The 23,994-nt window shown below is 64.7% G+C and carries 24 protein-coding genes; 19 read left to right on the forward strand and 5 right to left on the reverse strand.

Annotation, left to right across the window (positions count from 1 at the left end; genetic code table 11):
* The first annotated feature begins 21 nt into the window (after positions 1–21).
* Both FBY21_RS00695 and nudC read left to right on the forward strand, forming a co-directional pair.
* Entirely contained in the window at positions 22–1,701 is a 1,680-nt protein-coding gene (locus tag FBY21_RS00695) for a hypothetical protein (protein WP_044408279.1), read from the forward strand.
* 1 nt (position 1,702) lies between these two features.
* Complete coding sequence (gene nudC / locus FBY21_RS00700) at positions 1,703–2,536, forward strand: NAD(+) diphosphatase (protein ID WP_142007942.1); 834 nt, start codon at positions 1,703–1,705, stop codon at positions 2,534–2,536.
* Here the strand turns inward: nudC and FBY21_RS00705 are convergent.
* A complete protein-coding gene (locus FBY21_RS00705; protein ID WP_044408273.1) occupies positions 2,513–3,289 on the reverse strand; it encodes a TSUP family transporter in 777 nt (258 codons plus the stop codon). The genes nudC and FBY21_RS00705 overlap by 24 nt on opposite strands.
* A 99-nt stretch (positions 3,290–3,388) precedes the next feature.
* Here FBY21_RS00705 and FBY21_RS00710 point away from each other — a divergent pair, with 99 nt between their 5' ends.
* The 3 genes from FBY21_RS00710 (at position 3,389) to FBY21_RS00720 (ending at position 6,946) form a co-directional block, all read left to right on the forward strand.
* Positions 3,389–4,039 (forward strand): hypothetical protein, encoded by a 651-nt coding sequence (locus FBY21_RS00710; protein ID WP_074968185.1) that lies wholly within the window; start codon positions 3,389–3,391, stop codon positions 4,037–4,039.
* 238 nt (positions 4,040–4,277) lie between these two features.
* Positions 4,278–5,519 carry a glutamine synthetase family protein gene (locus FBY21_RS00715; protein ID WP_172435116.1) on the forward strand — a complete coding sequence of 414 codons (1,242 nt, stop codon included), beginning with the start codon at positions 4,278–4,280 and terminating at the stop codon, positions 5,517–5,519.
* Positions 5,520–5,635: 116 nt separating this feature from the next.
* Positions 5,636–6,946: an MFS transporter gene (locus tag FBY21_RS00720; protein ID WP_142007943.1), complete on the forward strand. Its 1,311-nt coding sequence runs from the start codon at positions 5,636–5,638 to the stop codon at positions 6,944–6,946.
* 19 nt (positions 6,947–6,965) lie between these two features.
* On the opposite strand, the gene FBY21_RS00725 is transcribed toward FBY21_RS00720, so the two are convergent.
* From FBY21_RS00725 to flgA, 4 genes are all read right to left on the reverse strand, one after another.
* Positions 6,966–7,757, reverse strand: a complete 792-nt coding sequence (locus FBY21_RS00725) for a flagellar brake protein (protein WP_142007944.1) — start codon at positions 7,755–7,757, stop codon at positions 6,966–6,968.
* A 40-nt stretch (positions 7,758–7,797) separates the two neighbouring features.
* On the reverse strand, positions 7,798–8,265 hold the full coding sequence (locus tag FBY21_RS00730; protein WP_142007945.1) for a flagella synthesis protein FlgN: 468 nt from the start codon (positions 8,263–8,265) through the stop codon (positions 7,798–7,800).
* 49 nt (positions 8,266–8,314) lie between these two features.
* Complete coding sequence (gene flgM, locus FBY21_RS00735; protein ID WP_044408256.1) at positions 8,315–8,650, reverse strand: flagellar biosynthesis anti-sigma factor FlgM; 336 nt, start codon at positions 8,648–8,650, stop codon at positions 8,315–8,317.
* 156 nt (positions 8,651–8,806) lie between these two features.
* Complete coding sequence (gene flgA, locus FBY21_RS00740; RefSeq protein ID WP_142016190.1) at positions 8,807–9,568, reverse strand: flagellar basal body P-ring formation chaperone FlgA; 762 nt, start codon at positions 9,566–9,568, stop codon at positions 8,807–8,809.
* Positions 9,569–9,648: 80 nt separating this feature from the next.
* Between flgA and FBY21_RS00745 the strand changes: the two genes are divergently transcribed.
* The 14 genes from FBY21_RS00745 to pseB all read left to right on the forward strand — a co-directional run bounded on the left by FBY21_RS00745 (position 9,649) and on the right by pseB (position 23,994).
* The gene (locus tag FBY21_RS00745) at positions 9,649–10,581 is read left to right on the forward strand and encodes a chemotaxis protein CheV (protein ID WP_044408250.1); all 933 of its coding nucleotides are present in this window, start codon (positions 9,649–9,651) and stop codon (positions 10,579–10,581) included.
* Between the two features lie 44 nt (positions 10,582–10,625).
* Positions 10,626–11,453 (forward strand): protein-glutamate O-methyltransferase CheR, encoded by an 828-nt coding sequence (gene cheR, locus FBY21_RS00750; RefSeq protein ID WP_044408248.1) that lies wholly within the window; start codon positions 10,626–10,628, stop codon positions 11,451–11,453.
* A 266-nt stretch (positions 11,454–11,719) separates the two neighbouring features.
* A complete protein-coding gene (gene flgB / locus FBY21_RS00755) occupies positions 11,720–12,127 on the forward strand; it encodes a flagellar basal body rod protein FlgB (RefSeq protein ID WP_074968174.1) in 408 nt (135 codons plus the stop codon).
* 11 nt (positions 12,128–12,138) lie between these two features.
* Positions 12,139–12,591 carry a flagellar basal body rod protein FlgC gene (gene flgC / locus FBY21_RS00760; RefSeq protein ID WP_074968172.1) on the forward strand — a complete coding sequence of 151 codons (453 nt, stop codon included), beginning with the start codon at positions 12,139–12,141 and terminating at the stop codon, positions 12,589–12,591.
* A 20-nt stretch (positions 12,592–12,611) separates the two neighbouring features.
* Positions 12,612–13,289 (forward strand): flagellar hook assembly protein FlgD, encoded by a 678-nt coding sequence (gene flgD, locus FBY21_RS00765; RefSeq protein ID WP_044408239.1) that lies wholly within the window; start codon positions 12,612–12,614, stop codon positions 13,287–13,289.
* A gap of 33 nt (positions 13,290–13,322) precedes the next feature.
* Positions 13,323–14,636, forward strand: a complete 1,314-nt coding sequence (flgE, locus tag FBY21_RS00770; protein ID WP_044408236.1) for a flagellar hook protein FlgE — start codon at positions 13,323–13,325, stop codon at positions 14,634–14,636.
* A gap of 217 nt (positions 14,637–14,853) precedes the next feature.
* A complete protein-coding gene (locus tag FBY21_RS00775) occupies positions 14,854–15,594 on the forward strand; it encodes a flagellar basal body rod protein FlgF (protein ID WP_107329970.1) in 741 nt (246 codons plus the stop codon).
* Between the two features lie 46 nt (positions 15,595–15,640).
* Positions 15,641–16,426, forward strand: coding sequence for a flagellar basal-body rod protein FlgG (gene flgG, locus FBY21_RS00780; RefSeq protein ID WP_044408230.1), 786 nt, complete (start codon positions 15,641–15,643; stop codon positions 16,424–16,426).
* Positions 16,427–16,445: 19 nt separating this feature from the next.
* Positions 16,446–17,159, forward strand: a complete 714-nt coding sequence (gene flgH, locus FBY21_RS00785) for a flagellar basal body L-ring protein FlgH (protein ID WP_044408227.1) — start codon at positions 16,446–16,448, stop codon at positions 17,157–17,159.
* 14 nt (positions 17,160–17,173) lie between these two features.
* Positions 17,174–18,274, forward strand: a complete 1,101-nt coding sequence (locus FBY21_RS00790; RefSeq protein ID WP_142007946.1) for a flagellar basal body P-ring protein FlgI — start codon at positions 17,174–17,176, stop codon at positions 18,272–18,274.
* Between the two features lie 10 nt (positions 18,275–18,284).
* Complete coding sequence (gene flgJ, locus FBY21_RS00795) at positions 18,285–19,463, forward strand: flagellar assembly peptidoglycan hydrolase FlgJ (protein ID WP_142007947.1); 1,179 nt, start codon at positions 18,285–18,287, stop codon at positions 19,461–19,463.
* A 9-nt stretch (positions 19,464–19,472) separates the two neighbouring features.
* Positions 19,473–21,497, forward strand: coding sequence for a flagellar hook-associated protein FlgK (gene flgK, locus FBY21_RS00800; RefSeq protein ID WP_142007948.1), 2,025 nt, complete (start codon positions 19,473–19,475; stop codon positions 21,495–21,497).
* Between the two features lie 12 nt (positions 21,498–21,509).
* The gene (gene flgL, locus FBY21_RS00805; protein WP_142007949.1) at positions 21,510–22,814 is read left to right on the forward strand and encodes a flagellar hook-associated protein FlgL; all 1,305 of its coding nucleotides are present in this window, start codon (positions 21,510–21,512) and stop codon (positions 22,812–22,814) included.
* 184 nt (positions 22,815–22,998) lie between these two features.
* Positions 22,999–23,994 carry a UDP-N-acetylglucosamine 4,6-dehydratase (inverting) gene (gene pseB / locus FBY21_RS00810; RefSeq protein WP_069560343.1) on the forward strand — a complete coding sequence of 332 codons (996 nt, stop codon included), beginning with the start codon at positions 22,999–23,001 and terminating at the stop codon, positions 23,992–23,994.

Consider the following 23,994-nt stretch of genomic DNA (forward strand, 5'->3'; position numbering starts at 1 on the left):
CGCGGGAGGCGCGCTAGACCCATGGTCACCGGAGCCACTTCCCTCAGCCTGGTGCGCGACGAGCTGTTCGCCACGATCGAGCAGGCCGAACAGAGCCTCGAACAGTTCATTGTCGACCGCCACAACGGCAGCCTGCTGCAACAGGCGGTTGAAAGCCTGCAGCAGGTGCGCGGCACCCTCAACCTCATCGAACTGACCGGCGCCGAGCTGCTGGCGCAGGAGATCCTCCAGCAGGCTACCGACATCCCGGCCGGCGTGGGGGAGGAGCGTGACAACCAGTTGGCCGCCCTGAGCAATGCGCTCTACGTGCTGCGCCGCTACCTGGAAAACGTCGATGCCCACCGGCAGGAAATGCCCGAGCTGCTGCTGCCGGCGATCAACGAGTTGCGCCAGTCCGCCGGGCAACAGCCGCTGCCGGAGAGCTTCTTCTTCAGCGTGCGCCTGGACCAGGCTCGCGTGCCGTCCGCCTCCAGCCTGCCTGAGGTCAGCGCCCAGTACCTGATGGCGCGGCGTTTGCGGCAGATGTACCAGGTGGGCCTGCTGGGCTTCATCCGCGAGCAGAGCCCCCAGCCCAGCCTGAAGCTCATGGGCCGTGCATTGGCGCGCCTGGACAGCCTCTATGCCATCGACCCGCGTGCGCGCCTGTGCTGGATCGGCGCTGCGGCGCTGGAGGCGATGGTGGACGGGCAGTTGATCGCGCGTAAGTCGCGCAAGCAGCTGTTCGCCCGCATCGACCGTGAACTCAAGCAGCTGCTGGCCAACGAGCACTACGAAGCGCCGCGCAGCCTGCAGAAGGAGCTGCTCTACCTGGTGGCCCTGGCGGATAGCCAGGGCCCGCGTGCCACCGAGGTCCGCAGCGTGTTCGGGATGACGGCGATGCCGTTCACCGACCACCTGCTGGAAGAGGAATACCAGCGCCTGGCCGGCCCCGGCCAGGCCGTCATGCGCTCGCTGTCCTCGGCGATCCGCGAGGAGCTGGCCAGCGTGAAGGACGTGCTCGACCTGATCGAGCGTGGCACCGCCCAGCCCGAAAGCCTCGGCAGCCTGCACGCCCTGCTGGGCAAGCTGGCCAAGACCCTCGGCATGGTCGGCCTGACTTCTGCAGCCAATGCGCTGCATGCGCAGCTGCCTGCCGTTGGCAGCTGGGCCGAAGGCGAAGCGGTATCGCCGGAGTCGCTCAACCGGCTCGCCGACGCCGTGCTGTATGTCGAGAGCATGGTGGCGGACCTGGAACGCGGCGAGCGCCGTGATACCCGCCAAGCGGCCACCCCGGTGATGACCGAGGCGGAGTCCTTCGCCCAGCACCAACTGACCGAGGCGCGCATCGTGGTCATCGACGAGGCCCAGGGCGGCCTGGCGATGGCCAAACGGGCCATTACCGCCTACCTCGAGTCCAACGGCGACAAGCTGCACCTGGCCAACGTGCCCAGCACCTTGCAGGCCGTGCGCGGCGGCCTGTGGTTCCTCGGGCAGGAGCGTGCCGGCAACCTGGTGGGCGCTTGTGGTGAGTTCATCCAGAAGCAGATGCTGGAGGCCGCGCAGATGCCCTCCGAGCAGATGCTGGAGACCCTGGCCGACGCCCTGACCAGCCTCGAGTACTACCTCGAAGGCGGTGCGGTGCTGCGCCCGGATGCCCAGCCCGATGTGCTCGACCTGGCTGCTGACAGCGTGCGGGCCCTGGGCCTGCAGGTGGCGGCCTGAGATGGCCGATCCGCGCTGGCGTTCGAGCTTCCTGGATGCGGCCCGGCCGGGTGGCTGGGCGCTGGCGCACTGCCGTCAGTCTTTCCTGGCGGACGGCAATGGTGTGCTGTTCCCTCGTGACTGGCTGAAGCGCCAGGACCTGCCCATCCTCGCCGAGCATGGCATCGGTCACTTCGGTGATGACGAAGTCTTTCTCCTCGAACTGGCGCGCCCCGCCGACGTACCCGGCGCAGCCTGGGTCGGCCTGCGCCAACTGATGATGCAAGGTGATGCCGAGACCTTCCGCATGCTGGGTTTTGCCACCCAGATCGGGACCTGGGCCGACCACCACCGCTTCTGTGGCAGCTGCGGCGCACGCATGGTCCAGGTGGCCAGCGAGCGAGCGATGCACTGCGAAAGCTGCGGTGTGCACCACTACCCGCGCCTGTCCCCCAGCATGATCGTGTTGGTGACCCGTGGTGATGAGTTGCTGCTGGCGCGCTCGCCGCGCTTTGTCAGCGGCGTCTACAGCACGCTGGCGGGCTTCGTCGAACCTGGCGAGACGGTGGAGGAGTGCGTGGCCCGCGAAGTGCGCGAGGAGGTCGGGGTCGAGATCGGCGAGCCTCGCTACATTGCCAGCCAGAACTGGCCGTTCCCGCACTCGTTGATGCTGGGCTACCACGCCGAATACCGCTCCGGTGAGATCGTCCCTCAACCGGGCGAAATCGAGGATGCGCGCTGGTTCTCCATCCATGCGCTGCCGCCACTGCCGGCCAGCAAGTCCATTGCCCGCTACCTCATCGACCTCTACGTGGCGCGCCGCCTGGGCTTGTCAGAACCAGTGCTGCCAGGCTAGTCGCGCAGTCAGCGCCAGCACCACGCAGATGAACACCGGGCGGATCAGCTTCGCCCCGCCGCTGATGGCGGTGCGGGCGCCGAAGAAGGCGCCGGCCATCAGCGCCAGCCCCATGCAGATACCCAGTACCCATGCCACCTGGCCGCCGATGATGAACACCGCCAGCGCCACGCCGTTGCTGACGAAATTCATGGTGCGCGCCACGCCGCTGGCCCGCACCAGGTCGAGCGGGTAGAGCAGCAGGCTGCTCACGGTCCAGAAGGCCCCTGTGCCGGGGCCGGCAACACCGTCGTAGAAGCCCAGGCCCAGCCCCTGGGGCCATTGCCGGCCACGGGGAATGGCCGCGTCGGCAGCGTGCTGCACGTCGGGGGTACGACCGAACAACAGGTACAGGCCACAACCGAACACCACGGCCGGCAGCATCTGGTTGAGCCAATGCGCCGGCAGCCAGTGGGCGATGATCGCGCCAAGGGCGGCACCCACCGCAGTGGCCAGCAGGGCATTCTTCCAGCGGCTCGGCTCGAACAGCTTGCGTCGGTAGAAGGTGTAGCTGGCGGTAGCGGAGCCGAAGGTGGCGCAGAGCTTGTTGGTGCCCAGCACCAGGTGTGGCGGCAGGCCGGCCGTGAGCAGCGCCGGAATGGTCAAAAGGCCGCCACCGCCCGCAATGGCGTCGATGAAACCGGCCAGGAACGCGACGCCGGCGAGCACCAGCAGAGTGGCCGGATCAACCGCGAGTTCGATGGGGAAGGGCATAAATGCTCGATCTGTGGCGGACTGCGCAGCGCGGCAACTGGTCGCTGCGTCGTGAGGTGCGCATAATGCCGGCTCTTTTGTGGAGAAGGAAAGGGTTCCATGCAGTATGACGGCCTGGCCTGGGGCATTGCCCTGCTGGCCCTGCTCGCGGTCGTGGTGGCCGCACGCATCCTCTTCGACCGCAGCTGGTTCCTCGGCTGGCTACGCGGCACCGTGGGCCTTGCCTTCGTCGCCTTGGCCGCCCTGGTGGGGACGGTTGCCTGGGACCTGACCCGCTACGACCATCTGGACGCCAGCAAGCCCATCGTGACGCTCAGCTTCAAGGCGCTCGGACCCCAGCGCTACGAGGTGATGCTGCTGGAGGGCGGTCGCGAGCGCAGCGTGCTGCTGGATGGCGACCTGTGGCAACTGGATGCCCGGCTGCTGCACCTGAAGGGGTTGGCGCGCCTGATCGGCCTGCAGTCCGGCTACCGCCTGGAGAAGCTGTCGGGCCGCTTCCTCGCCATCGAGGACCAGCAGCTGGCGCAACACCCCGAGGCGACACTGGCCAGCAGCCCGTACGGCATCGACCTGTGGCGCTGGCTGCGGGTTGGGCAGCATGACCTCTTCCTGTTCGACGCCCAGGCGCAGCGCGTCACCTTTCTGCCGATGGCGGATGGGGCGGTCTACGCGGTCAACCTATCCCCTACGGGGCTTCTGGCACAGCCGATGAACCAGGCAGCCACCCAGGCGCTTAAGGACTGGCGCTGACCTCGCCGCAGCCTCCGTGCATCACCGAGCCCCCGCATCTGCGGGGGTTTTCATATGTGCTTGAAATATTGAACAGGTGATGAGTATTTTGTTCGCGCCGCTATTCGCAGCGGTCCATGTCTACAAGGAAAACAACATGAACACGGGAATCCCGGCCGAGCTGGCAGAGCGCCTGGCTGGAGTCGATGAGATCGAGTGCGTGACGCCTGACCTGAATGGCGTGATGCGGGGCAAGGTGATGACCGGCGAGGGCTTCCTCTCCGGGCGGCGTCTGCAGCTGGCGCGTGGCGTGCTGCTGCAGTGCATCATGGGCGGCTATCCGCCGGCACGCTTCTATGGCAGTGACGATGGTGACCTGGCCCTGGTGCCCGACCCTGGGCAGGTCCATCGCCTGCCGTGGAGTGACAGCCCGCGTGCCCTGGCGATCTGCGATGCCCAGGAGCTGGATGGCCGCGCGTCGGGCCTGTCTACCCGTGGCTTGCTGCGCCGTGTGCTGGATCGCTATGCCGAGCGCGGCTGGTCGCCGGTGGTGGCCACCGAGTTGGAGTTCTTCGTGTTCGCGCCTAATCCCGATCCCCACCAGCCGTTCCAGCCACCGGTTGGGCTGGATGGTCGCCGCGAGGACGGTTGTTCGGCGTTCAGCGTGAGCTCCAACAGCGGCCTGCGCCCCTTCTTCGAGGAGGTCTACCGCTGCATGGCGCTGCTGGGGATGCCGCGTGACACCTTCATGCACGAGATGGGAGTCAGCCAGTTCGAGATCAATCTCCTGCATGGCGATGCAATGCTGCTGGCCGACCAGACCTTCCTGTTCAAGCACCTGCTGAAGGAGGTCGCCCTGAAACATGGGTTGACCGTGGTGTGCATGGCCAAGCCGCTGGCGCATACGCCGGGCAGCTCGATGCACATCCACCAGAGCGTGGTGTCCAGTGCGGATGGGCGGAACATCTTTTCCGAGGCGAATGGCGATCCGTCGCCGGCGTTCTATCACTTCATCGGGGGGCAGCAGGCGGCGATGGCGGAGTTCACCGCCCTGTTCGCGCCCAACGTGAACTCCTACCAGCGCTTGTGCCACCCCTACGCGTCGCCGAACAATGCGTGCTGGTCCCACGACAACCGTGCCGCCGGGCTGCGTATCCCGGCCAGTGCGCCCGTTGCGCGGCGGGTGGAGAATCGCTTGCCGGGTGCGGACACCAACCCCTACCTGGCGATTGCCGCCAGCCTGGCGGCGGGGCTTCATGGACTGGAGCAGGGGATCGAGCCGAGCCCGCCGATCCAGGGAGAGTTCGAGGTGGCGGATTCTCTTTCGTTGCCCTGTACCTTGCATGCGGCCCTGGAGCGTCTGAAGCGCAGCGACCTGGCACGGGAACTGTTCGGAGAGGAGTTCATCGAAGGCTACATCGCCACCAAGACGATGGAGCTTGCGAGCTTCTTCGATCAGATCACACCCTGGGAGCGTCGTGTTCTGGCAGCCCAGGCATGATTCGGCAATGTAGAGTTCCAGCGTTCGACGGCCTTTCTGCCAGGCCCTAGCATTACCCCTCATCGCGGGCCGCACTCAAGCGGCCCGCCCTTGCTCAAGGAGCGCATGGAAAGCCGATGGGTCGAGTCCTGAAGTCCTTCCGGGCCCTGTATTTCGCAACGTTGCTCATGCTGATCGGCTCCGGCCTGCTCAGTACCTACCTCGGCCTGCGCCTGGCGGCGGACAAGGTCGACGGCCTGTGGGTCGGTGCGCTGATGGCGGCCAACTACCTGGGCCTCATCATCGGCGGCAAGCTGGGACACCGGCTGATCGCCCGTGTCGGGCACATCCGTGCGTATGTCGCCTGCGCCGGGCTGGTGACGGCCGCCGTGCTGGGGCACGGCCTGCTGAGCTGGGTGCCTGGCTGGCTGTTCCTGCGGATGCTGGTCGGCCTGGGGATGATGTGCCAGTACATGGTGATCGAGAGCTGGTTGACCGAGCAGGCGGAGCCTGGTCAGCGCGGCAAGGTGTTCGCCGGCTACATGGTGGCCTCCTACCTCGGCCTGGTGCTGGGGCAACTGGTGCTTGTGCTGCACCCCGGCCTTGGCCCGGAGCTGCTGATGCTGGTGGCGATGTGCTTTGCGCTGTGCCTGGTGCCGGTGGCGGTGACCCGCAAGATCCACCCGGCGCCTCTGCATCCGGCACCGCTGGAGCCACGCTTCTTCATCCGGCGGGTGCCGCAGTCGATGACCACGGTGCTGGTGTCGGGCCTGATGCTGGGTTCGTTCTATGGTCTGGCGCCCCTCTACGCCACGCGGCAGGGATTGACCACCGAGCAGGTCGGTCTCTTCATGGGTTGCTGCATCCTTGCGGGCTTGCTCGTGCAATGGCCTTTGGGCTGGCTGTCGGACCGTAACGACCGCGCCATGCTGATCCGCAGTGCGTCGGTGCTGCTGGTGCTGGCGGCCCTGCCGCTGGCGCTGATGCCCAGCGTGCCGATGGAGATGCTGTTCCCCATGGGCTTCCTGGTCTGCATGCTGCAGTTCACGCTCTACCCGCTGGCGGTGGCGTTCTCCAATGACCACATCGAGGCGGAGCGTCGGGTGTCTCTGACGGCGATGTTGCTGATCACGTTCGGCGTGGGGGCGAGTATCGGCCCGCTGCTGACCGGCGCGTTGATGAAGCTGCTGGGGCCGAACATGTTCTATGCGTTCGTCAGTGTCTGCGCACTGATCCTGGTTGTGCGTGTACGTCCGGACAAGGTCACCGGCCTGCACCGGGTGGACGAGGCTCCGTTGCAGCACGTGGCAACACCGGAAGTCAGCTCGCCGCTGGTGGCCGCGCTTGATCCTCGCGTGGATGAGCAGGTGGTGCAGGAGCAGATGACTGGGGAGGCCTTCACGCCGCCCCCAGTTCCCGAGGAGCCGGAAGCGCCCCGCCCGAGCTGAAGGCTCGGGCGGAGAGCGGCTAGAAGAGATCGTCCTTGTCGAAGCGCCGGGCTTCGCGTTGGAGCTGGTAGACGAAACGCTCCACGAGGCGTTGCTCGGGGCCGTTCATGCGGTAGAAGCGAACGCCCGCCAGGGTGATGTTCAGCTTGTCGTTGTAGCTGAGGTGGCGTAGCTCAACGGGGGTGAGCAAGGTGCCGAATGGCAGGCGAGCGCTGAAGCGCTCGTAGACCTGGCCTGTCTGCAGCTGTTGGGTGGCGTCACCGGCGAAGCGCAACTTGCAGCCGGTGGCGGAAATATCCAGCATCTCGCCGTTGATCCCAGTGGGCAGTCGGTCTCCGGCCAGCTCGATGGGGACGGGCTGCCCTTTCAGCAAGGGCGCGCGGAAGGCGTTGCGACGTTGGTGATAGGTGACTTCTTCCGGCAGGGGGCACCAGTAGCAGGGGGCTCCCTGATGCTCGCCTACCTGCACGGGCTGGCGGCATTCCCAGGCGATTCTGACGCCATCATGGAAGCCTTCCACGCGGAAGTACTCCCCCGCGCGAATGAATCGTTCGCCGTCGTTGGGAACCATCTCGTCAAGGGCGATGCGTTTGCGATCCTTGTCGACTTCCACCAGGAAGCTCTGGAAGCGCTGGCTGCGCTCATGGAAGGTGACGACCAGGGGGTCATGGCTTTGCAGCAGGAGGCGAAGATTGGCCTGGATCTCCACAGGTGCCTTCAACACCTTGGGGGGTTGTGGGCCATCATCTTCGTTGAATGCGTTGGACACGGTCCAGGTCTCTCCAAACACATGGGCTCGGGGCGCCAGCATACTGGCAATGTGCCCCGATGTCCTGGCGCTTCTTATTGTTTCAGGCCTGGCTGAGCGGGCGCTGTCGCGGGATTTTAGCGGCGCCCCCCCGGCTGTCATAGAGGCTGGGGGTTTCCTGGCCGCGGAGGATGGCCAGGGTGTTGTCGACGCTGGTCTGGCTGGCGCGAATCAGGCGGCCGTTGCGCAGGTTGCCCGCCTGGCACTGTTCAAGTACATCGCTCAGCGTTGCACTGCGTGCCAGCAGGTCGGGTCCCACCGGGGAGCGTTCGGCAAGGGCAGCCAGTCCGGCGCGATCGACACTCAGTCCGAGCGCATGCAACGCGTCGGCGCGAAGGCGGCCGTGCTGGTCGAGGAGGGCGAGCAGGGGTTGCTTGTCCGAAAGGATCTGCTCGAGTTGCGGCAGGTCACGTTCGGTCAGTGCCTTGAATTCGTTATCGATCAGCTCAAGCAGGCGCTGTGCGTGGTCGATATCGTGGTTGAGCAGGTCGAGCAGTTCGGTGTCGTGCATTTCGGGCTCTGGGGATCGGGCGTCCAACATCCCCAGCGCTGCCCTTGGACTAGCGCTGGGATTCGAAGTCGAGCAACTTGCTCGCCACGCGCTGGCTGTCTACCTGGTAGGTGCCGTTGGCGATGGCTTGCTTGATCTTGTCGACCCGCTCCCGGTCGACGGTGGGCAGGTCGCGCAGCTTGTCGGTGACCTTCTGCAGTTGCTGGGCATCGCTGCTCAGTTGCACGTTTTCACCGCTACGGGGGGACGTGGCAGCCGGCTCGCTGGTGGTCTGGCTGGCGCTGGTCTGGTTGGCGGTAACGCCTTCGTTCTTGCCGGCGTTGCCGGTACGTCCCGCGCTGGCGGGCGTGTTGGCATTATTGAGCCGGTTGAAGTCGATGACCATGATGCAGAACCTCTGGGTGTTATGGACGCTTACCGACCTTATCGACCAGGCCCAAACTAACTTTAGGGCAACTTCCGAAAAAATTCCCGGGTGCGGTGTGGCGCTGGAAAAACGGCACTCTACACGAATTGCCTCCGTGCCATACAAGAGTCGTGCCTACATGGAGACTTCCACTTGCCCAGGGCCGGTTACGCGGGCTTTGACCACGCGTTTGGAGTTGAGGTTGCGTACGCGAATCTGTTCCCCCACCGCGCCCGCCGAAAGGGCTTCGCCCGGCATCTTGACCTGGACGGTGGAACTTCCGGCACTGATTACCACTTGATCACCCTTGTGGACTACCTCGGCCATTTCTACGTGGGTCGGCGTCAGGATCTGATCGACCAGGACAGGGCGCGTGAGCTTGTAGCCTTCCGCTTGGGAGGGCGCCGTAAGGTAGCCCTGGGAGAGCAGCCCCACATCACGTTCGACCAGATTGTAATCACGGGAGGACAGTTCTTCCCCTTTGCGCATCGGTCGCGCTGCGACTATTACATTGCGGAACAGCCGAACCTGGGCAGGGACGAAGACCGACCAAGGAGTGCTGCCTTCGCAGCGAACCTTGACCGTCACCCGTCCGACCGGCTGTGCCGGGCTCTCCAGGCTGACCGTCAAATCCCTGTCGCAAGTGGCGAGGCGCAGGCGTGGGTCCAATCGGCTCACCTGGATCTCGTAGCGTCCCTCGATGCCGCTATTCTGGAGATATTCCTCTACCTTGAACTCAAGAAACCCTTCGGTGGAGCCGATAAGGACTTCGGGCGGCGTGAGTCCTTCTGCCTGTGCGCCGTTGTGGCTCAGGCAGAACAAAACGGGTAAAAAGGCCCATGACCGGTGGCGGCGATGTGCTATCAAGTGTCGGAAAAGCGTCGTTATCGGATTCATGCAATTCAAAAAAGCAAGGCTCGTGCCGCCTGCTAATCTATGGCGAAGCGTCCTGAAGCTCAAAAGGGGAGAGTCCTGGCATGGCCGGTGTATTGGATTCGGTTAACCAGCGTACGCAACTGGTAGGGCAGAACCGCCTGGAGTTGCTGTTGTTCCGGCTGGATGGACCCCAGCTCTACGGGATCAACGTGTTCAAGGTGAAGGAGGTGCTCCAGTGCCCCAAGCTCACCATCATGCCCAAGTCCAGCCCGGTGGTTCGGGGTGTGGCGAATATCCGCGGGGGGACCATCCCTATCCTCGACCTGTCCATGGCGACGGGGCGCAGGCCGCTGAGTGATCTCAAGAACAGCTTCGTGATCATCACGGAGTACAACAGCAAGGTTCAGGGGTTCCTGGTGCGCTCGGTGGAGCGAATCATCAACATGAACTGGGAAGAAATCCATCCGCCACCCAAGGGCACCGGGCGTGAGCACTACCTGACCGCGGTCACGCGCGTCGACAAGAACCTGGTCGAGATCATCGACGTGGAGAAAATCCTCGCCGAAGTCGCGCCGACCTCGGAGGTCATTTCCGAAGGCGTGATCGATCACGAGACCCAGGCCAGCGCCGTTACCAAGCGCGTGCTGATCGTCGATGACTCGTCCGTGGCGCGCAAGCAGCTGGTCCGCTGCCTGGAGACGGTCGGGGTGGAGGTGGTCTCGTTGAACGATGGCCGCCAGGCGTACAACTACCTGCATGACCTGGTCGAGCAGGGCAAGGCGCCGGAGAAAGAACTCCTGATGATCATTTCCGACATCGAGATGCCGGAGATGGACGGCTACACCCTGACGGCGGAGATCCGTGGCGATCCGAGAATGCAGAAGCTGCACATCCTCCTGCATACTTCGCTCTCCGGCGTATTCAACCAGGCGATGGTGAAGAAAGTTGGCGCGGATGACTTCCTCGCCAAGTTCCGACCTGACGAGCTGGCTTCGAGGGTGATCGAGCGGATCAGGATTGCGGACGGGGCGTGAGGGGGATTCCTTCCCCAGGTACAGATATGAATGAGGCGGCCCTAGTGTCTTCAGGTAACTTGGATTTCGAGCAGTTCCGGACTTTCCTGGAAAAAACCTGCGGCATATTGCTGGGAAGCAATAAGCAGTACCTGGTTTCCAGCCGTCTGAACAAGCTGATGGAACAGAACGGCATCAAGACGCTGAGCGAGCTGGTTCAGAAGATCCAGAACGCCCCGCGCAGCGGCCTGCGAGAGCAGGTCGTGGATGCGATGACCACCAACGAAACGCTCTGGTTCCGGGATACCTACCCCTTCGAAGTGCTCAAGGGCCGCATCCTGCCCGAGCTGATCAAGGCCAACCCGAACCAGCCCCTGCGGATCTGGTCGGCGGCGAGCTCCTCCGGGCAGGAGCCGTTCTCCATCTCCATGGCCATCGACGAGTTCGAGCGGACCAACCTGGGCCAGCTCAAGGCTGGTGTGCGCATCGTCGCCACCGACCTGTCCACGGCGATGCTCGCGGCCTGCCGTGCTGGCGAATACGACAGTCTGGCGATGGGGCGTGGCTTGTCCCAGGAGCGGCTCACCCGCTTCTTCGACCCGAAAGGGCCGGGACGCTGGGTGGTCAAGCCGGCGATTCGCAATCGCGTGGAATTCCGTGCCCTGAACCTGCTGGACAGCTACGCCTCCCTCGGCAAGTTCGACATCGTGTTCTGCCGCAACGTGCTGATCTACTTCTCCGCCGATGTGAAGAAGGACATCCTCACCCGTATCCACGCGACCCTGAAACCCGGTGGCTACCTGTTCCTCGGGGCCTCCGAGGCGCTGAACGGCCTGCCGGACCTCTACCAGATGGTCCAGTGCAACCCGGGCATCATCTACAAAGTGAAGTGACCGGTGGTGATCCTGAAAGGAGGCGCAAGCCTCCTTTTTTGTGCCTGCCATTCGGTCGTGCCGCCTTTTGCCGCTGGGCGGCAATCGCCTCTGCCGCCTTGCCACCCTGACCTTGGCAAAGCGGCAAGCCCTTACCGCTGATCTCCGTTCTGTCGTCCTGAATTCATCTCAACCCTTTGTTTTAAAAGGATTTTAAAAATTGGCACAGCCCTTGCTGAATGTCCGGCAGACAAACCGTCATTGCCGCACGGCAAAGGTTGGAAGAGATGAGCATCAGTTTCGAAAGCGCCCTTGGCATCCACGAGTCGGCCCTGCGGTTCCGCACCCAGCGTGCCGAAGTGCTGGCCAACAACATCGCCAACGCCGACACGCCCAACTACAAGGCGCGTGACCTGGACTTCTCCTCCGTGCTCGCCGAGCAGGCGGAGAAGGCTTCCAAGGGCACCTTCCAGGCCACGCTGACCAACGCGCGCCATATCGCGGCCGAAGGCACCGGCATGCTGGATGAGTCCCTCAAGTACCGCACCCCGTTCCAGCCTTCGATCGACCAGAACACCGTCGACCTGCAGCAGGAACAGTCCAGCTACACCGAGAACTCCGTGCAGTTCCAGGCCAGCTTCACCCTGCTCAACAGCAAGTTCAAAGGGCTCGTCAGCGCACTGCGCGGCGAGTAAGGAGAACGACCATGTCCCTGTCCAGCGTCTTCAACATTGCCGGCACCGGCATGAGTGCCCAGAGCACCCGGCTGAACACCGTCTCCAGCAACATCGCCAACGCCGAGACCGTGTCCTCCAGCATCGACAAGACCTACCGCGCCCGCCACCCGGTGTTCGCCACCATGTACCAGAGCCAGCTCAACGGCCAGGGCAACGACCAGGGCTCTCTGTTCGCTCCCGAAGACGAGTCCGGTCGCGGCGTCCAGGTGCTGGGCGTGGTCGAAGACCAGAGCGCGCTGGTGCCGCGCTACGAGCCGAACCATCCCGCTGCCAACGCGGACGGCTACGTTTACTACCCCAACGTCAACGTGGTCGAGGAAATGGCGGACATGATCTCCGCCAGCCGAGCCTTCCAGACCAACGTCGAAATGATGAACACCGCCAAGCAGATGATGCAGCGCGTGCTGACCCTGGGTCAGTGAGTGCGTGAGGGAGCGACAAGATGAGCGTTGACGTAGGCGCCACCACCAGTTCTTCGGTACTGGATCAATACAAGCTCAAGGAAACCACCAAGTCGAAGGAGCTGGGCAAGGACCAGTTCCTCCAGTTGCTGGTGGCACAGATGAACAACCAGAACCCGCTGGACCCGCAGACCAACAGCGAGTTCGTGGCGCAGCTTGCCCAGTTCAGTACCGTCGAAGGCCTGGACAACCTGAACAAGAGCGTCAACACCATCCTCTCCAGCACCCAGTCTTCCCAGGCGCTGCAGGCGTCCTCCCTGGTCGGGCGCAAGGTCATGGTCCCCTCCAGCAAGGCCGTGGTCGATCCTGCCGAAGGGCTCACCGGCACCGTCAGCCTCACCAGTTCCACGTCCAACCTCTACGTCAACGTGCTGGACGAGAAGGGCAACACCGTCAACCGCGTCAACCTGGGTGCACAGAAGGCCGGTGCGGTCAGCTTCACCTGGGATGGCAAGGACTCCAGCGGCAACGCCGTTGCCAAGGGCACCTACACCTTCAAGGCCGAGGCCGGGGTCGATGGCAAGACAGTCGCCATGGGCACCGTCCTCCCGGCCAACGTCGACAGCGTCACCCTGGGCCAGAACGGCGGGGAAATGACGCTCAACCTCGCAGGGCTCGGCAGCATCGCGCTTTCCAAGGTCCAGGTCATCGGTAAGTAATCGTCGACGCTGTCGGCGCAACAGGAGCATCCCATGTCGTTCAACATCGGCCTCAGCGGCATCCGCGCCGCCTCCAGTGACCTCAACATCACTGGCAACAACATCGCCAACGCCGGGACCGTGGGCTTCAAGCAGTCCCGTGGTGAATTCCAGGACCTGTACTCGGCGTCTGTGCTGGGCTCCGGCAGCAAGACCATCGGCAGCGGCGTGCTGCTGGCCAACGTCGCCCAGCTCTACAACCAGGGCACCATCGACTACACCGAAAACGCCCTCGACCTGGCCATCAACGGCAACGGTTTCTTCGTCACCAGCAACAACGGCGCCGTCAGCTACACCCGTGCCGGCTACTTCGGTACCGACAAGAACGGCTTCATCGTCGACAACAACGGCTACCGTCTCCAGGGTTACACGGTAGATGCCAGTGGTGCGCTGCAAAGCGGTGTGGTGGGTGATCTCACCATCAAGACCAACAACCAGCAGCCCAAGGCCACCGCCACCATCACCCAGCCGTTCAACCTGAACTCCAGCAACACCCCGCCGACGGTGTCGCCGTTCAACCCGGCCGACCCGAAGAGCTACAACTCTTCGACCTCGGTCAACATCTATGACTCCCAGGGCAACCCCCACGTCATGACCCAGTACTTCGTCAAATCGGCCACACCGGCGAACACCTGGACCATGAACGTGCTGATCGATGGCCGTAACCCCACCAACCCGGCCTCCACCACGCCCATGAGCACGCCGGTGGGCTTCACCACCTCCGGCCAGCTGGACACCTCCACCTTCGCCAACACCGGCGGCTTCGCCGTCAACGCCGACGGCACCCTGGGCATCAACGGCTGGGTGCCGGCCGTGTCCAACGGCGCCACCCCGCCGGTGTGGAGTGCCAACGGTGCCGCTGCCGCCCCGAGCATCACCTTCGATATCCGCGGCTCCACCCAGTTCTCCAGCGCCTTCGCTGTCGCCAGCGTGGCCCAGGATGGCTACACCACCGGCCAACTGGCCGGTCTGCAGATCGATGACAAGGGCATGATCTACGCCCGCTACACCAACGGTCAGACCCAGCTCCAGGGCCAGGTCGTCCTGGCGAATTTCGCCAACGTCCAGGGCCTGACCCCGGTGGGCAAGACCTCCTGGGTCGAATCCTCCGAATCCGGTGCGCCGGTGATCGGCACCCCGCGTGCCGGCACCCTGGGGGCTCTCCAGTCCGGTGCCCTGGAGTCTTCCAACGTGGACATCTCCACCGAGCTGGTCGACCTGATCGTGGCGCAGCGCAACTACCAGGCCAACGCCAAGACCATCGAGACCGAGAACGCGGTGACCCAGACCATCATCAACCTGCGTTGAGTGAGTGGCCGCCGCCCGTCAAAAGGGTGGCGGCGACCTTGCCGCTGGCGGCATCCCCTCGCCGCCACGGCATTCCAAGGCCTCCATGTGAGGCCTTTTTCTTTTTGCTTTTTCCTTATTCGTCAATGAGTTGTCTCTATTTTGCGGGCCTGGCACAGCAATTGCTGTAGACCCTGCAAAGCAATGCGGGCGTCAAAAGCCCACCTTGGAGACCTCCATGGACAAGATGCTCTACATCTCCATGACCGGTGCCAGCCAGAACACCCTGGCCCAGCGCGCTCATGCCAACAACCTGGCGAACGTGTCCACCACCGGGTTCCGTCGCGACTTCGAACAGGCGCGTTCCATGCCCGTGTTCGGCGACACCTTCCCGGCGCGCGTGTTCGCCATGAGCGAACGTCCCGGGACCGACTTCACCCCCGGTGCCCTGCAGGAGACCGGGCGCGACATGGACATCGCCATCGGCGGGGAGGGCTGGATCGCCGTGCAGGCGCCGGACGGCAGCGAAGGCTACGTGCGCACCGCCAGCCTCCAGGTGGACGCCAACGGCCAGCTGCGAGCCGGCAATGGGTTGCCGGTTATCGGCAACGCTGGGCCGATCGCCATCCCGCCGGAGCAGAAGGTGGAGATCGGTGCCGACGGCACCATCAGCATCCGCGCCCTGGGCGAGGCCCCCAACGTGATGGCCGAGGTGGACCGCATCAAGCTGGTCAACCCCGATCCCAAGCAACTGGAGAAGGGCCTCGATGGCCTGATCCACACCAAGAACAAACAGCCGGCGGACGTGGATGGCACGGTCAAGCTCACCTCGGGCTTCCTCGAGGCGAGCAACGTCAATGCCGTCGAGGAGATGACTGCGATCCTCTCCCTGTCCCGTCAATTCGAACTGCACGTAAAGATGATGCGCACCGCCGAGGACGACGCCGCGGCGATGGCACGGGTCATGCAGCTCAGCTAACAACCAGTACGCGGCGCCATGACTTCGGCGCCCGAGGAGAATGACGATGATTCCGGCACTTTGGGTCAGCAAGACGGGTTTGGCGGCTCAGGACATGAACCTGACCACCATCTCCAACAACCTGGCCAACGTCTCCACCACCGGCTTCAAGCGCGACCGCGCCGAATTCCAGGACCTGCTCTACCAGATCCGCCGCCAGCCCGGCGCCCAGAGCACCCAGGACAGCCAACTGCCCAGCGGCCTGCAGTTGGGTACCGGTGTGCGCATCGCCGGCACCCAGAAGATCTTCACCCAGGGCAGCCTGCAGACCACCGAGCAGCCGCTGGACCTGGCCATCAATGGGCGCGGCTTCTTTCAGATCCTCATGCCGGACGGCACCGTCTCCTACACCCGCGACGGCAGCTTCCACCTGAACTCCGACGGGCAGATCGTCACCAGCCAGGGCTACCCCCTGGAGCCGGCCATCGTCCTGCCCGCCCAGGTCCAGACCTTCACCGTCGGCGAGGACGGCACCGCCTCGGTGACCACCTTCGGCAACCCCACGCCCCAGGTGATCGGCAACATCCAGACCGCCGACTTCGTCAACTACGGCGGCCTGCAGGCCATCGGCAACAACCTGTTCCTGGAGACCGCCGCCAGCGGTGCGCCGCAGGTCGGCACCCCGGGCCTCACCGGCCTCGGCAACGTCCTGCAGAACACCCTGGAGAACTCCAACGTCAGCGTGGTGGAGGAGCTGGTGGACATGATTACCACCCAGCGTGCCTACGAGATGAACTCCAAGGTCATCTCCACCGCCGACTCCATGCTCGGCTACATCTCGCAGAACCTGTAACGCCCCGAGGTAAGTTGTCATGAACCGGCTGCTCATCATCGCCCCGTTGCTCGCCACCCAGCTCCTCGCTGGGTGCGTCGCGCCGCCGCCCAAGCCGAACGACCCGTACTACGCGCCGGTGCTGCCCCGCACCCCAATGCCGGCCGCGCAGAACAACGGCGCCATCTACCAGCCCGGGTTCGAGACCAACCTCTACAACGACCGCAAGGCCTACCGCGTGGGTGACATCATCACCATCACCCTCAACGAGCGGACCCAGGCCAGCAAGAACGCCAACTCGCAGATCCAGAAGAACAGCAAGGCCAACATCGGCCTGACCTCCCTGTTCGGCGGCGGCGTCTCGATCAGCAACCCCAGCACCAAGCTGAACCCCCTGGAAGCCGAAGACCTCACGCTGTCCGCCGGCTACAACGGCACCCGTGACGCCAACGGCACCTCCAAGGTAGGGCAGAGCAACAGCCTGACCGGTTCCATCACCGTCACCGTCTCCGAGGTGATGCCCAACGGCATCCTCGCCGTACGCGGCGAGAAGTGGCTGACCCTGAACACCGGCGACGAACTGGTACGCATCGCCGGCCTGGTGCGTGCGGACGACATCGGCACCGACAACACCGTGTCTTCCACCCGCGTGGCCGACGCCCGCATCACCTACTCGGGCACCGGCGCCTTTGCCGACGCCAGCCAGCCGGGCTGGTTCGACCGCTTCTTCATGAGCCCGCTGTGGCCGTTCTGAGCAGGTAGCGCGACATGAAACGATTCACCGCAGCCCTTTGCCTGTTGCTTGCCAGCACCCTCGCTCATGCCGAGCGGCTGAAGGACCTGGCCAGTATTCAGGGCGTGCGTAACAACCAGCTGATCGGCTACGGCCTGGTGGTGGGCCTCAACGGCACCGGCGACCAGACCACCCAGACGCCCTTCACCCTGCAGACCTTCAACAACATGCTGGCGCAGTTCGGCATCAAGGTGCCGGCGGGTTCGGGCAACGTGCAGCTGAAGAACGTCGCTGCCGTCTCCATCCATGCCGACCTGCCGCCCTTCGCCAAGCCCGGCCAGACCCTGGACGTGACCATCTCCTCCATCGGCAACGCCAAAAGCCTGCGCGGCGGCAGCCTGCTGATGACCCCGCTGAAGGGCATCGACGGCAACGTCTACGCCATCGCCCAAGGCAACCTGGTGGTGGGTGGCTTCGACGCCCAGGGCAGCGACGGCTCCAAGATCACCGTCAACGTCCCGTCGTCCGGCCGGATTCCCGCCGGTGCCACCGTCGAGCGCCCGGTGCCGAGCGGCTTCGACCAGGGCAACACCCTGACCCTGAACCTCAACCGCCCGGACTTCACCACCGCCAAGAACATCGTCGACAAGCTCAACGAACTGCTCGGCCCAGGCGTTGCCCAGGCCCTCGACGGCGGTTCGGTACGGGTCAGCGCCCCGCTGGATCCGAACCAGCGCGTGGACTACCTCTCGGTGATCGAGAACCTGGAAATCGAATCCGGCAAGGCCGTGGCCAAGGTCATCATCAACTCGCGCACCGGCACCATCGTCATCGGCCAGGACGTGCGCGTGCAGCCGGCCGCCGTCACCCACGGCAGCCTCACCGTCACCATCACCGAAGACCCCATCGTCAGCCAGCCGGGCGCTTTGTCCGGCGGGCAGACGGCCGTCGTACCGCGTTCCAAGGTCAAGGCCGACCAGGAGGCGAAGCCGATGTTCAAGTTCGCTCCCGGTACCTCGCTGGACGAGATCGTCCGCGCGGTCAACCAGGTGGGGGCGTCTCCTTCCGACCTGATGGCCATCCTCGAGGCGCTCAAGCAAGCCGGCGCCCTCCAGGCTGACCTGATCGTGATCTGAGGTAGCGATCATGGACTCCAGGCTCACTACGGGCCTCGCCACGCGCGGGGCCATCGACTCCGGTGCCTTCACCGACCTGAACCGCATGGCCCAGTTCAAGGTGGGCAAGGGGCGCGACGGCGAGGAAAACGTCAAGAAGGTCGCCCAGGAGTTCGAGTCGCTGTTCGTCAACGAGATGCTGAAGTCCATGCGTGCCGCCGGCGACGTCTTCGCCGAAGGCAACTTCCTCAACAGCAACGAGAGCAAGACCTACCGCGACATGTACGACCAGCAGCTTGCGGTCACCATCTCCAAGGGCCACGGCATCGGCCTGGCCGATGTGCTGACCCGCCAGCTGAGCAAGACCAAGTCCACCGGCAAGGCCAACCCCTTCGCCCAGGTGGCCGAGACCGCCGGAGCCCAGTGGCCGCAGAAGGGCAGCAGCCCGGTGGCTGCGCCGGAGGCGGGCCGGGACGACTCCAAACTGCTGGCCCAGCGCCGTATCAGCCTGCCCAGCCGCTTCACCGACCGCCTGTTGGCCGGCATCGTCCCGCCCGCGGGTGCTGCAGACGGCAAGCAGGCCCTGGCCGGTTCCGACTGGTTGCCGGCTAAGTCCTATGGCGCGCCCGAGCGCGGCGTGGCCTCGGTGGACGGCGACAACGCGGTGATTGGCCGGCGCATCGCCCAGCCGCCGCTGGCGCCGGGCAAACCCGCGTTCAGCTCGCCGCAGGAATTCATCGACACCATGATGCCCATGGCCCAGGAGGCGGCGAAGAGCATCGGCGTCGATCCGCGCTTCCTGGTGGCTCAGGCTGCACTGGAGACCGGCTGGGGCAAATCCATCATCCGCCAGCAGGACGGCAGCAGCAGCCACAACCTGTTCGGCATCAAGTCCCACGGTTGGGACGGCCAGTCGGCCCGCGCCGTGACCACCGAATACAAGGACGGCGAAGCCGTCAAGGAAGCGGCCTCGTTCCGCGCCTACGACTCGTACCGGCAGAGCTTCCGTGACTACGTGAGCTTCCTGCAGGGAAATGACCGTTACCAGGACGCACTGGCCGTGACCGACAAACCCGAGCGCTTCGTGCGCGAACTGCAGCAGGCCGGCTACGCCACTGACCCGCAGTACGCCCGCAAGGTCACGCAGATCGCGCGCCAGATGCAGACCTACCAGGCCGTCGCATCGGTCGGTTCGGTGCCCAACTCATGAGGATGAGCAATGGCTGACCTTCTCTACATCGGCCTGTCCGGCCTGCGCAGCACGCAGACCTCGCTGACCACCACCGGGCACAACATCAGCAACGTCAATACGCCCGGCTATTCGCGCCAGCAGACGGTGCAGCAGACCAACGTCCCGCAGTTCACCGGCGGCGGCTACATCGGTTCCGGCAGCCAGGTGACGGATGTGCGCCGCCTGGCCAGCGAGTTCCTCACCTCGCAGCTGCGCACAGCCACCAGCCAGAACAGCGAGCTGCAGGCATTCAAGAGCCAGATCGAACAGCTCGACTCGCTGCTGTCCAGCACCACCACCGGCATCAGCCCGGCGCTGAAGAGCTTCTTCACCTCGCTGCAGACCGCCTCCCAGGACCCGGCGTCCCTGGCCGGGCGCGAGGCCGTGCTGTCCCAGGCCAAGAGCCTCTCGGACACCTTCAACACGCTCTACAGCCAGTTCGACAAACAGAACGAACAGATCAACAGCCAGCTCGGTGCGCTGACCACCCAGATCAACTCTCTGGCCGCCAACGTCGCCTCCTACAACGACGCCATCGCCAAGGCGCGTGCCAACGGCGCCGAGCCCAACGACCTGCTGGACGCTCGCGAAGAGGCGATCCGGCAGATCTCCGAGATGGTCGGCGTGAAGACCCTTGAGCAGAAGGACGGCACCCTCAGCCTGTTCATCGGCACCGGCCAGCCGCTGGTGGTGGGCAACTCCGCCTCCACCCTGAAAGCCTCGCCGGGCGTCAACGATCCGTCGCGCTACCAGATCGAGCTCATCACCGGCGGCGTCTCGCAGATCGTCACCGACCAGGTGACCGGCGGCGAGATGGGCGGGCTGATTGCCTACCGTGATACGGCGCTGGACCAGTCCTACAACGCCCTGGGCCAGCTCGCCATCACCATCAGCGACACGGTCAACAAGCAACTGGGCCAGGGCCTGGACCTGGTTGGTCGGGCCGGCAGCCCGCTCTTCGCCAATATCAACTCGGCCCAGGCGGCATCCCTGCGTGTACTGGCGGCCACCACCAACACCGGTACGGCCAGTGGTGTCCTCAACATCACCAACACCAGCCAGATGACCTCCAGCGATTACCGGCTGGACTTCGACGGCACCAACTTCACCGCGCTGCGCCTGTCCGACAGCGCCAGCATGACCGTCACGGTCACCGGCACCGGCCCCTACACCCTGAGCTTCGCCGACGCCTCGGGCGTCAACCAGGGTTTCCAGGTGCAGTTGAACGCACTGCCGGCCGCCGGTGACCGTTTCACCCTGCAGCCGACCCGTCGCGGCGCTGCCGACTTCGGCGCGACGCTGCAGTCCGCCGACCAGTTGGCGTTCGCCGGTTCGGCCCGCGCCGAAGCCACCACCAACAACCGGGGTACCGGCGCCATCGGGCAGCCGGCGCTGATCAACGGTCCGTCGCCCATCGACCTCACCGACCTGCAGGACCTGTTCGGCACCACCGGTCGCAAGCTGACGTTCGATTCGACCACCAACACCCTGACCGGCACCTTGCCGCCCGGCGCGACCCTGAGCTACGTCTCGCCGTCCACCACGGCGCTGACCCCCGGGCAGAACAACACCCTGCGGCTGAACTACACCGACCCGTCCACCAACAACAGCTACACCTACGAGTTCACCGTCTCGGGCATTCCCCAGGGCGGCGACAGCTTCACCCTGGCCTTCAACACCAAGGGCACCGCAGACAACCGCAACGGCCTCGCCCTGGTGGGGCTGCAGACCAAGCAGACGGTCAACATCGGTGCCACCAGCGCCACCTACAACGACTCCTACAGCGCCCTGGTGGAGAAGGTCGGTGCGCTCACGTCCCAGGTGCGGGTCAACGCGGCCTCTTCCGAGGCGGTACAGAAGCAGGCCCAGGACAGCCGTGACTCCCTGTCGGGCGTGAGCCTGGACGAAGAGGCCGCCAGCCTCATCCGGTTCCAGCAGTACTACAATGCCAATGCCCAGGTCATTCAAGTTGCGCGGGCGCTGTTCGATACCCTGATCGGCGCCTTCAACTGAGGCTGATGCGATATGAGAATCTCCACCATCCAGGCCTTCAACAACCAGGTTGCCGGCCTGCAGCGAAACTACTCCAACGTCACCCGCACCCAGGAACAGATCAGCACCGGCAAGCGCCTCCTCACGCCGGCTGACGACCCGGTGGCGTCCGTGCGCCTCCTGCAGCTCAGCCAGGAGGAGTCGCTGAACGGCCAGTACAAGTCGAACATCACCGCCGCCAAGAACAGCCTCAATGCCGAAGAGGCCGTCCTGACCTCGGTGGGCAACGTGCTGCAGCGCATCCGCGAGATTGCCGTACAGGCGGGCGACGGTGGCCAGGACTCCACCGACAAGGCAGCTCTGGGCACCGAGCTGCAACAGCGCGAGGACGAGTTGCTCAGCCTGCTCAACAGCCGTGACTCCAGCGGCAAGTACCTGTTTGGCGGCTCCCAGGCCGACACCGCGCCGTTCGTCCGCAATGCCGACGGCACCTACAGCTACCTGGGTGACGAGGGGCGGCGCGAAGTGCAGGTGGCCAGCAGCACCTTCCTCGCCCTGGGTGACAACGGCAAGGCGCTGTTCGAGGACGTGTTCAACGCCAACCGCGTGACCACCTCCCAGGGGACCGTCGGTACCGGCAGTACCGCGCGTATCGCCCAGGGTCTGGTGGTGGACAAGGTCGATTACGACACCCTCTTCCCCGCCAGCAACCCGCCAGCGGCCACCGATGCCATCGGCATCCATTTCCTCGATTCCCAGAACTACGTGGTCTACAACCCGGCCACCCTGCCGCCGGCTTACGACTGGACCACCTACAACCCCGCCACGCCGCCGACTGGGCAGTTGGCTACCGGGGCGTTCGATACCAACAGCGCCACCCCTAACTTCGTCACCTACGGCGGCGTCAAGGTGCAGATCGACGGCAAGCCCGCCACTGGCGACGACTTCAGCATCAACCGCAACCCTTCCCAGGAGAAGCGTGGGCTGCTGAACGTGGTCTCCGACCTGCGCAAGGCCCTTCAATCCTCCTCTGATGGCCCGGTTGGGAACCTGCAGATTCGTGATTCGGTGGCGGTGGCACTGTCCAACCTCGAAGCGGTTAACACCAAGGTGCTTGCCGTGCAGGGCTCCATCGGTGCGCGCCTGAACACCCTGGAGACCACCGAAGGGTTCGTCGACGACGTCAGCCTGGTGAACAAGGCCGTGCAATCCGAGCTGGAGGACCTGGACTATGCCGAGGCCATCTCGCGCCTCACCATGCAGTCCACCATCCTGCAGGCGGCCCAGCAGAGCTTCGTCAAGATCAACGGCCTGAGCCTGTTCAACTTCCTCAACTGACCGACCTTTTGTGCACTGCTGGCGGCGCCCTGTCCCTGGGACACGGCGCCGCCTTGCATTCCGGTGGGTTGGCACCATGCTTGCTTCGTGACCTGAAAACCGAATAGAACGCCATAATTCCGTCAGCACGACAGGCGCAGGGCCGTCGGCGAAGCCGGTGGCGGCAGGGCAGGGGAGAACACGCATGTTCGATGGCAAGTCCGTATTCGTATCCGGAGGCACCGGCTCGTTCGGTCGCTCCTTCATCCGCAGCCTGCTCCAGCGCTACCAGCCCAAGCGCGTGGTGGTGTTCTCGCGGGATGAACTCAAGCAGTACGAGATGCAGCAGGAGTTCAATGCCCCCTGCATGCGCTACTTCCTGGGCGACGTGCGCGACGCCGACCGCGTTCAGCAGGCCCTGCGCGGCATCGACCTGGTGGTCCACGCCGCAGCCCTCAAGCAGGTACCGGCGGCTGAATACAACCCCACCGAATGCATCCGCACCAACGTCGGCGGCGCCGAGAACATCATCAACGGCGCCATCGCCAACGGCGTGCAGAAAGTGGTGGCACTCTCCACCGACAAGGCCTCCAGCCCCATCAACCTCTACGGCGCCACCAAGCTGCTGAGCGACAAGCTGTTCGTCGCTGCCAACAACATCACCGGCGATCACCAGACCCGCTTCGCCGTCGTCCGCTACGGCAACGTGGTCGGCTCGCGGGGCTCGGTGCTGCCGTTCTTCCGCAAGCTGCTGGCCGACGGCGCCCGCGAGCTGCCGATCACCGATGCGCGCATGACCCGCTTCTGGATCACCCTCGACCAGGGCGTCGACTTCGTCATGCGCAGCTTCGAGCGCATGCAGGGCGGCGAGCTGTTCGTGCCGAAGATCCCCTCCGCACGCATCACCGACCTGGCCGAGGCCCTCGCACCGGGCCTGCCCCATCGCCTGGTGGGCATCCGCCCTGGCGAGAAGCTGCACGAGATGATGATTTCCCGCGATGACAGCTCCCACACCTGGGAATTCGACAGCCACTTCGTCATCGCCCCCTCCATCAACTTCAACATGCAGTACGACTACGCCTGTGACGGCCTGGGAGGGATCGGGCGGGCCGTGGAGGAGGGCTTCGAGTACGTCTCCGACAGCAATCCCCACTACCTCAGCGTCGCCGAGCTGCGCGAGCTGGCCGAGGCCTGGTCCTGA

This window comes from Pseudomonas sp. SLBN-26 (assembly GCF_006715895.1).
Classification (GTDB): domain Bacteria; phylum Pseudomonadota; class Gammaproteobacteria; order Pseudomonadales; family Pseudomonadaceae; genus Metapseudomonas; species Metapseudomonas otitidis.

What these genes read in the sequence shown, in the direction of transcription:
- flgB (WP_074968174.1), top strand. Translation starts at nt 11,720, where the DNA reads ATGAGCATCAGTTTCGAAAGCGCCCTTGGCATCCACGAGTCGGCCCTG.
- FBY21_RS00730 (WP_142007945.1), bottom strand. Translation starts at nt 8,265, where the DNA reads ATGCACGACACCGAACTGCTCGACCTGCTCAACCACGATATCGACCAC.
- flgJ (WP_142007947.1), top strand. Translation starts at nt 18,285, where the DNA reads ATGGACTCCAGGCTCACTACGGGCCTCGCCACGCGCGGGGCCATCGAC.
- FBY21_RS00775 (WP_107329970.1), top strand. Translation starts at nt 14,854, where the DNA reads ATGGACAAGATGCTCTACATCTCCATGACCGGTGCCAGCCAGAACACC.
- FBY21_RS00715 (WP_172435116.1), top strand. Translation starts at nt 4,278, where the DNA reads ATGACCGGCGAGGGCTTCCTCTCCGGGCGGCGTCTGCAGCTGGCGCGT.
- flgD (WP_044408239.1), top strand. Translation starts at nt 12,612, where the DNA reads ATGAGCGTTGACGTAGGCGCCACCACCAGTTCTTCGGTACTGGATCAA.
- FBY21_RS00745 (WP_044408250.1), top strand. Translation starts at nt 9,649, where the DNA reads ATGGCCGGTGTATTGGATTCGGTTAACCAGCGTACGCAACTGGTAGGG.
- flgC (WP_074968172.1), top strand. Translation starts at nt 12,139, where the DNA reads ATGTCCCTGTCCAGCGTCTTCAACATTGCCGGCACCGGCATGAGTGCC.
- FBY21_RS00790 (WP_142007946.1), top strand. Translation starts at nt 17,174, where the DNA reads ATGAAACGATTCACCGCAGCCCTTTGCCTGTTGCTTGCCAGCACCCTC.
- FBY21_RS00695 (WP_044408279.1), top strand. Translation starts at nt 22, where the DNA reads ATGGTCACCGGAGCCACTTCCCTCAGCCTGGTGCGCGACGAGCTGTTC.
- flgA (WP_142016190.1), bottom strand. Translation starts at nt 9,568, where the DNA reads ATGAATCCGATAACGACGCTTTTCCGACACTTGATAGCACATCGCCGC.
- FBY21_RS00725 (WP_142007944.1), bottom strand. Translation starts at nt 7,757, where the DNA reads ATGCTGGCGCCCCGAGCCCATGTGTTTGGAGAGACCTGGACCGTGTCC.
- FBY21_RS00720 (WP_142007943.1), top strand. Translation starts at nt 5,636, where the DNA reads ATGGGTCGAGTCCTGAAGTCCTTCCGGGCCCTGTATTTCGCAACGTTG.
- pseB (WP_069560343.1), top strand. Translation starts at nt 22,999, where the DNA reads ATGTTCGATGGCAAGTCCGTATTCGTATCCGGAGGCACCGGCTCGTTC.
- flgL (WP_142007949.1), top strand. Translation starts at nt 21,510, where the DNA reads ATGAGAATCTCCACCATCCAGGCCTTCAACAACCAGGTTGCCGGCCTG.
- flgH (WP_044408227.1), top strand. Translation starts at nt 16,446, where the DNA reads ATGAACCGGCTGCTCATCATCGCCCCGTTGCTCGCCACCCAGCTCCTC.
- flgE (WP_044408236.1), top strand. Translation starts at nt 13,323, where the DNA reads ATGTCGTTCAACATCGGCCTCAGCGGCATCCGCGCCGCCTCCAGTGAC.
- flgK (WP_142007948.1), top strand. Translation starts at nt 19,473, where the DNA reads ATGGCTGACCTTCTCTACATCGGCCTGTCCGGCCTGCGCAGCACGCAG.
- nudC (WP_142007942.1), top strand. Translation starts at nt 1,703, where the DNA reads ATGGCCGATCCGCGCTGGCGTTCGAGCTTCCTGGATGCGGCCCGGCCG.
- flgM (WP_044408256.1), bottom strand. Translation starts at nt 8,650, where the DNA reads ATGGTCATCGACTTCAACCGGCTCAATAATGCCAACACGCCCGCCAGC.
- FBY21_RS00705 (WP_044408273.1), bottom strand. Translation starts at nt 3,289, where the DNA reads ATGCCCTTCCCCATCGAACTCGCGGTTGATCCGGCCACTCTGCTGGTG.
- flgG (WP_044408230.1), top strand. Translation starts at nt 15,641, where the DNA reads ATGATTCCGGCACTTTGGGTCAGCAAGACGGGTTTGGCGGCTCAGGAC.
- FBY21_RS00710 (WP_074968185.1), top strand. Translation starts at nt 3,389, where the DNA reads ATGCAGTATGACGGCCTGGCCTGGGGCATTGCCCTGCTGGCCCTGCTC.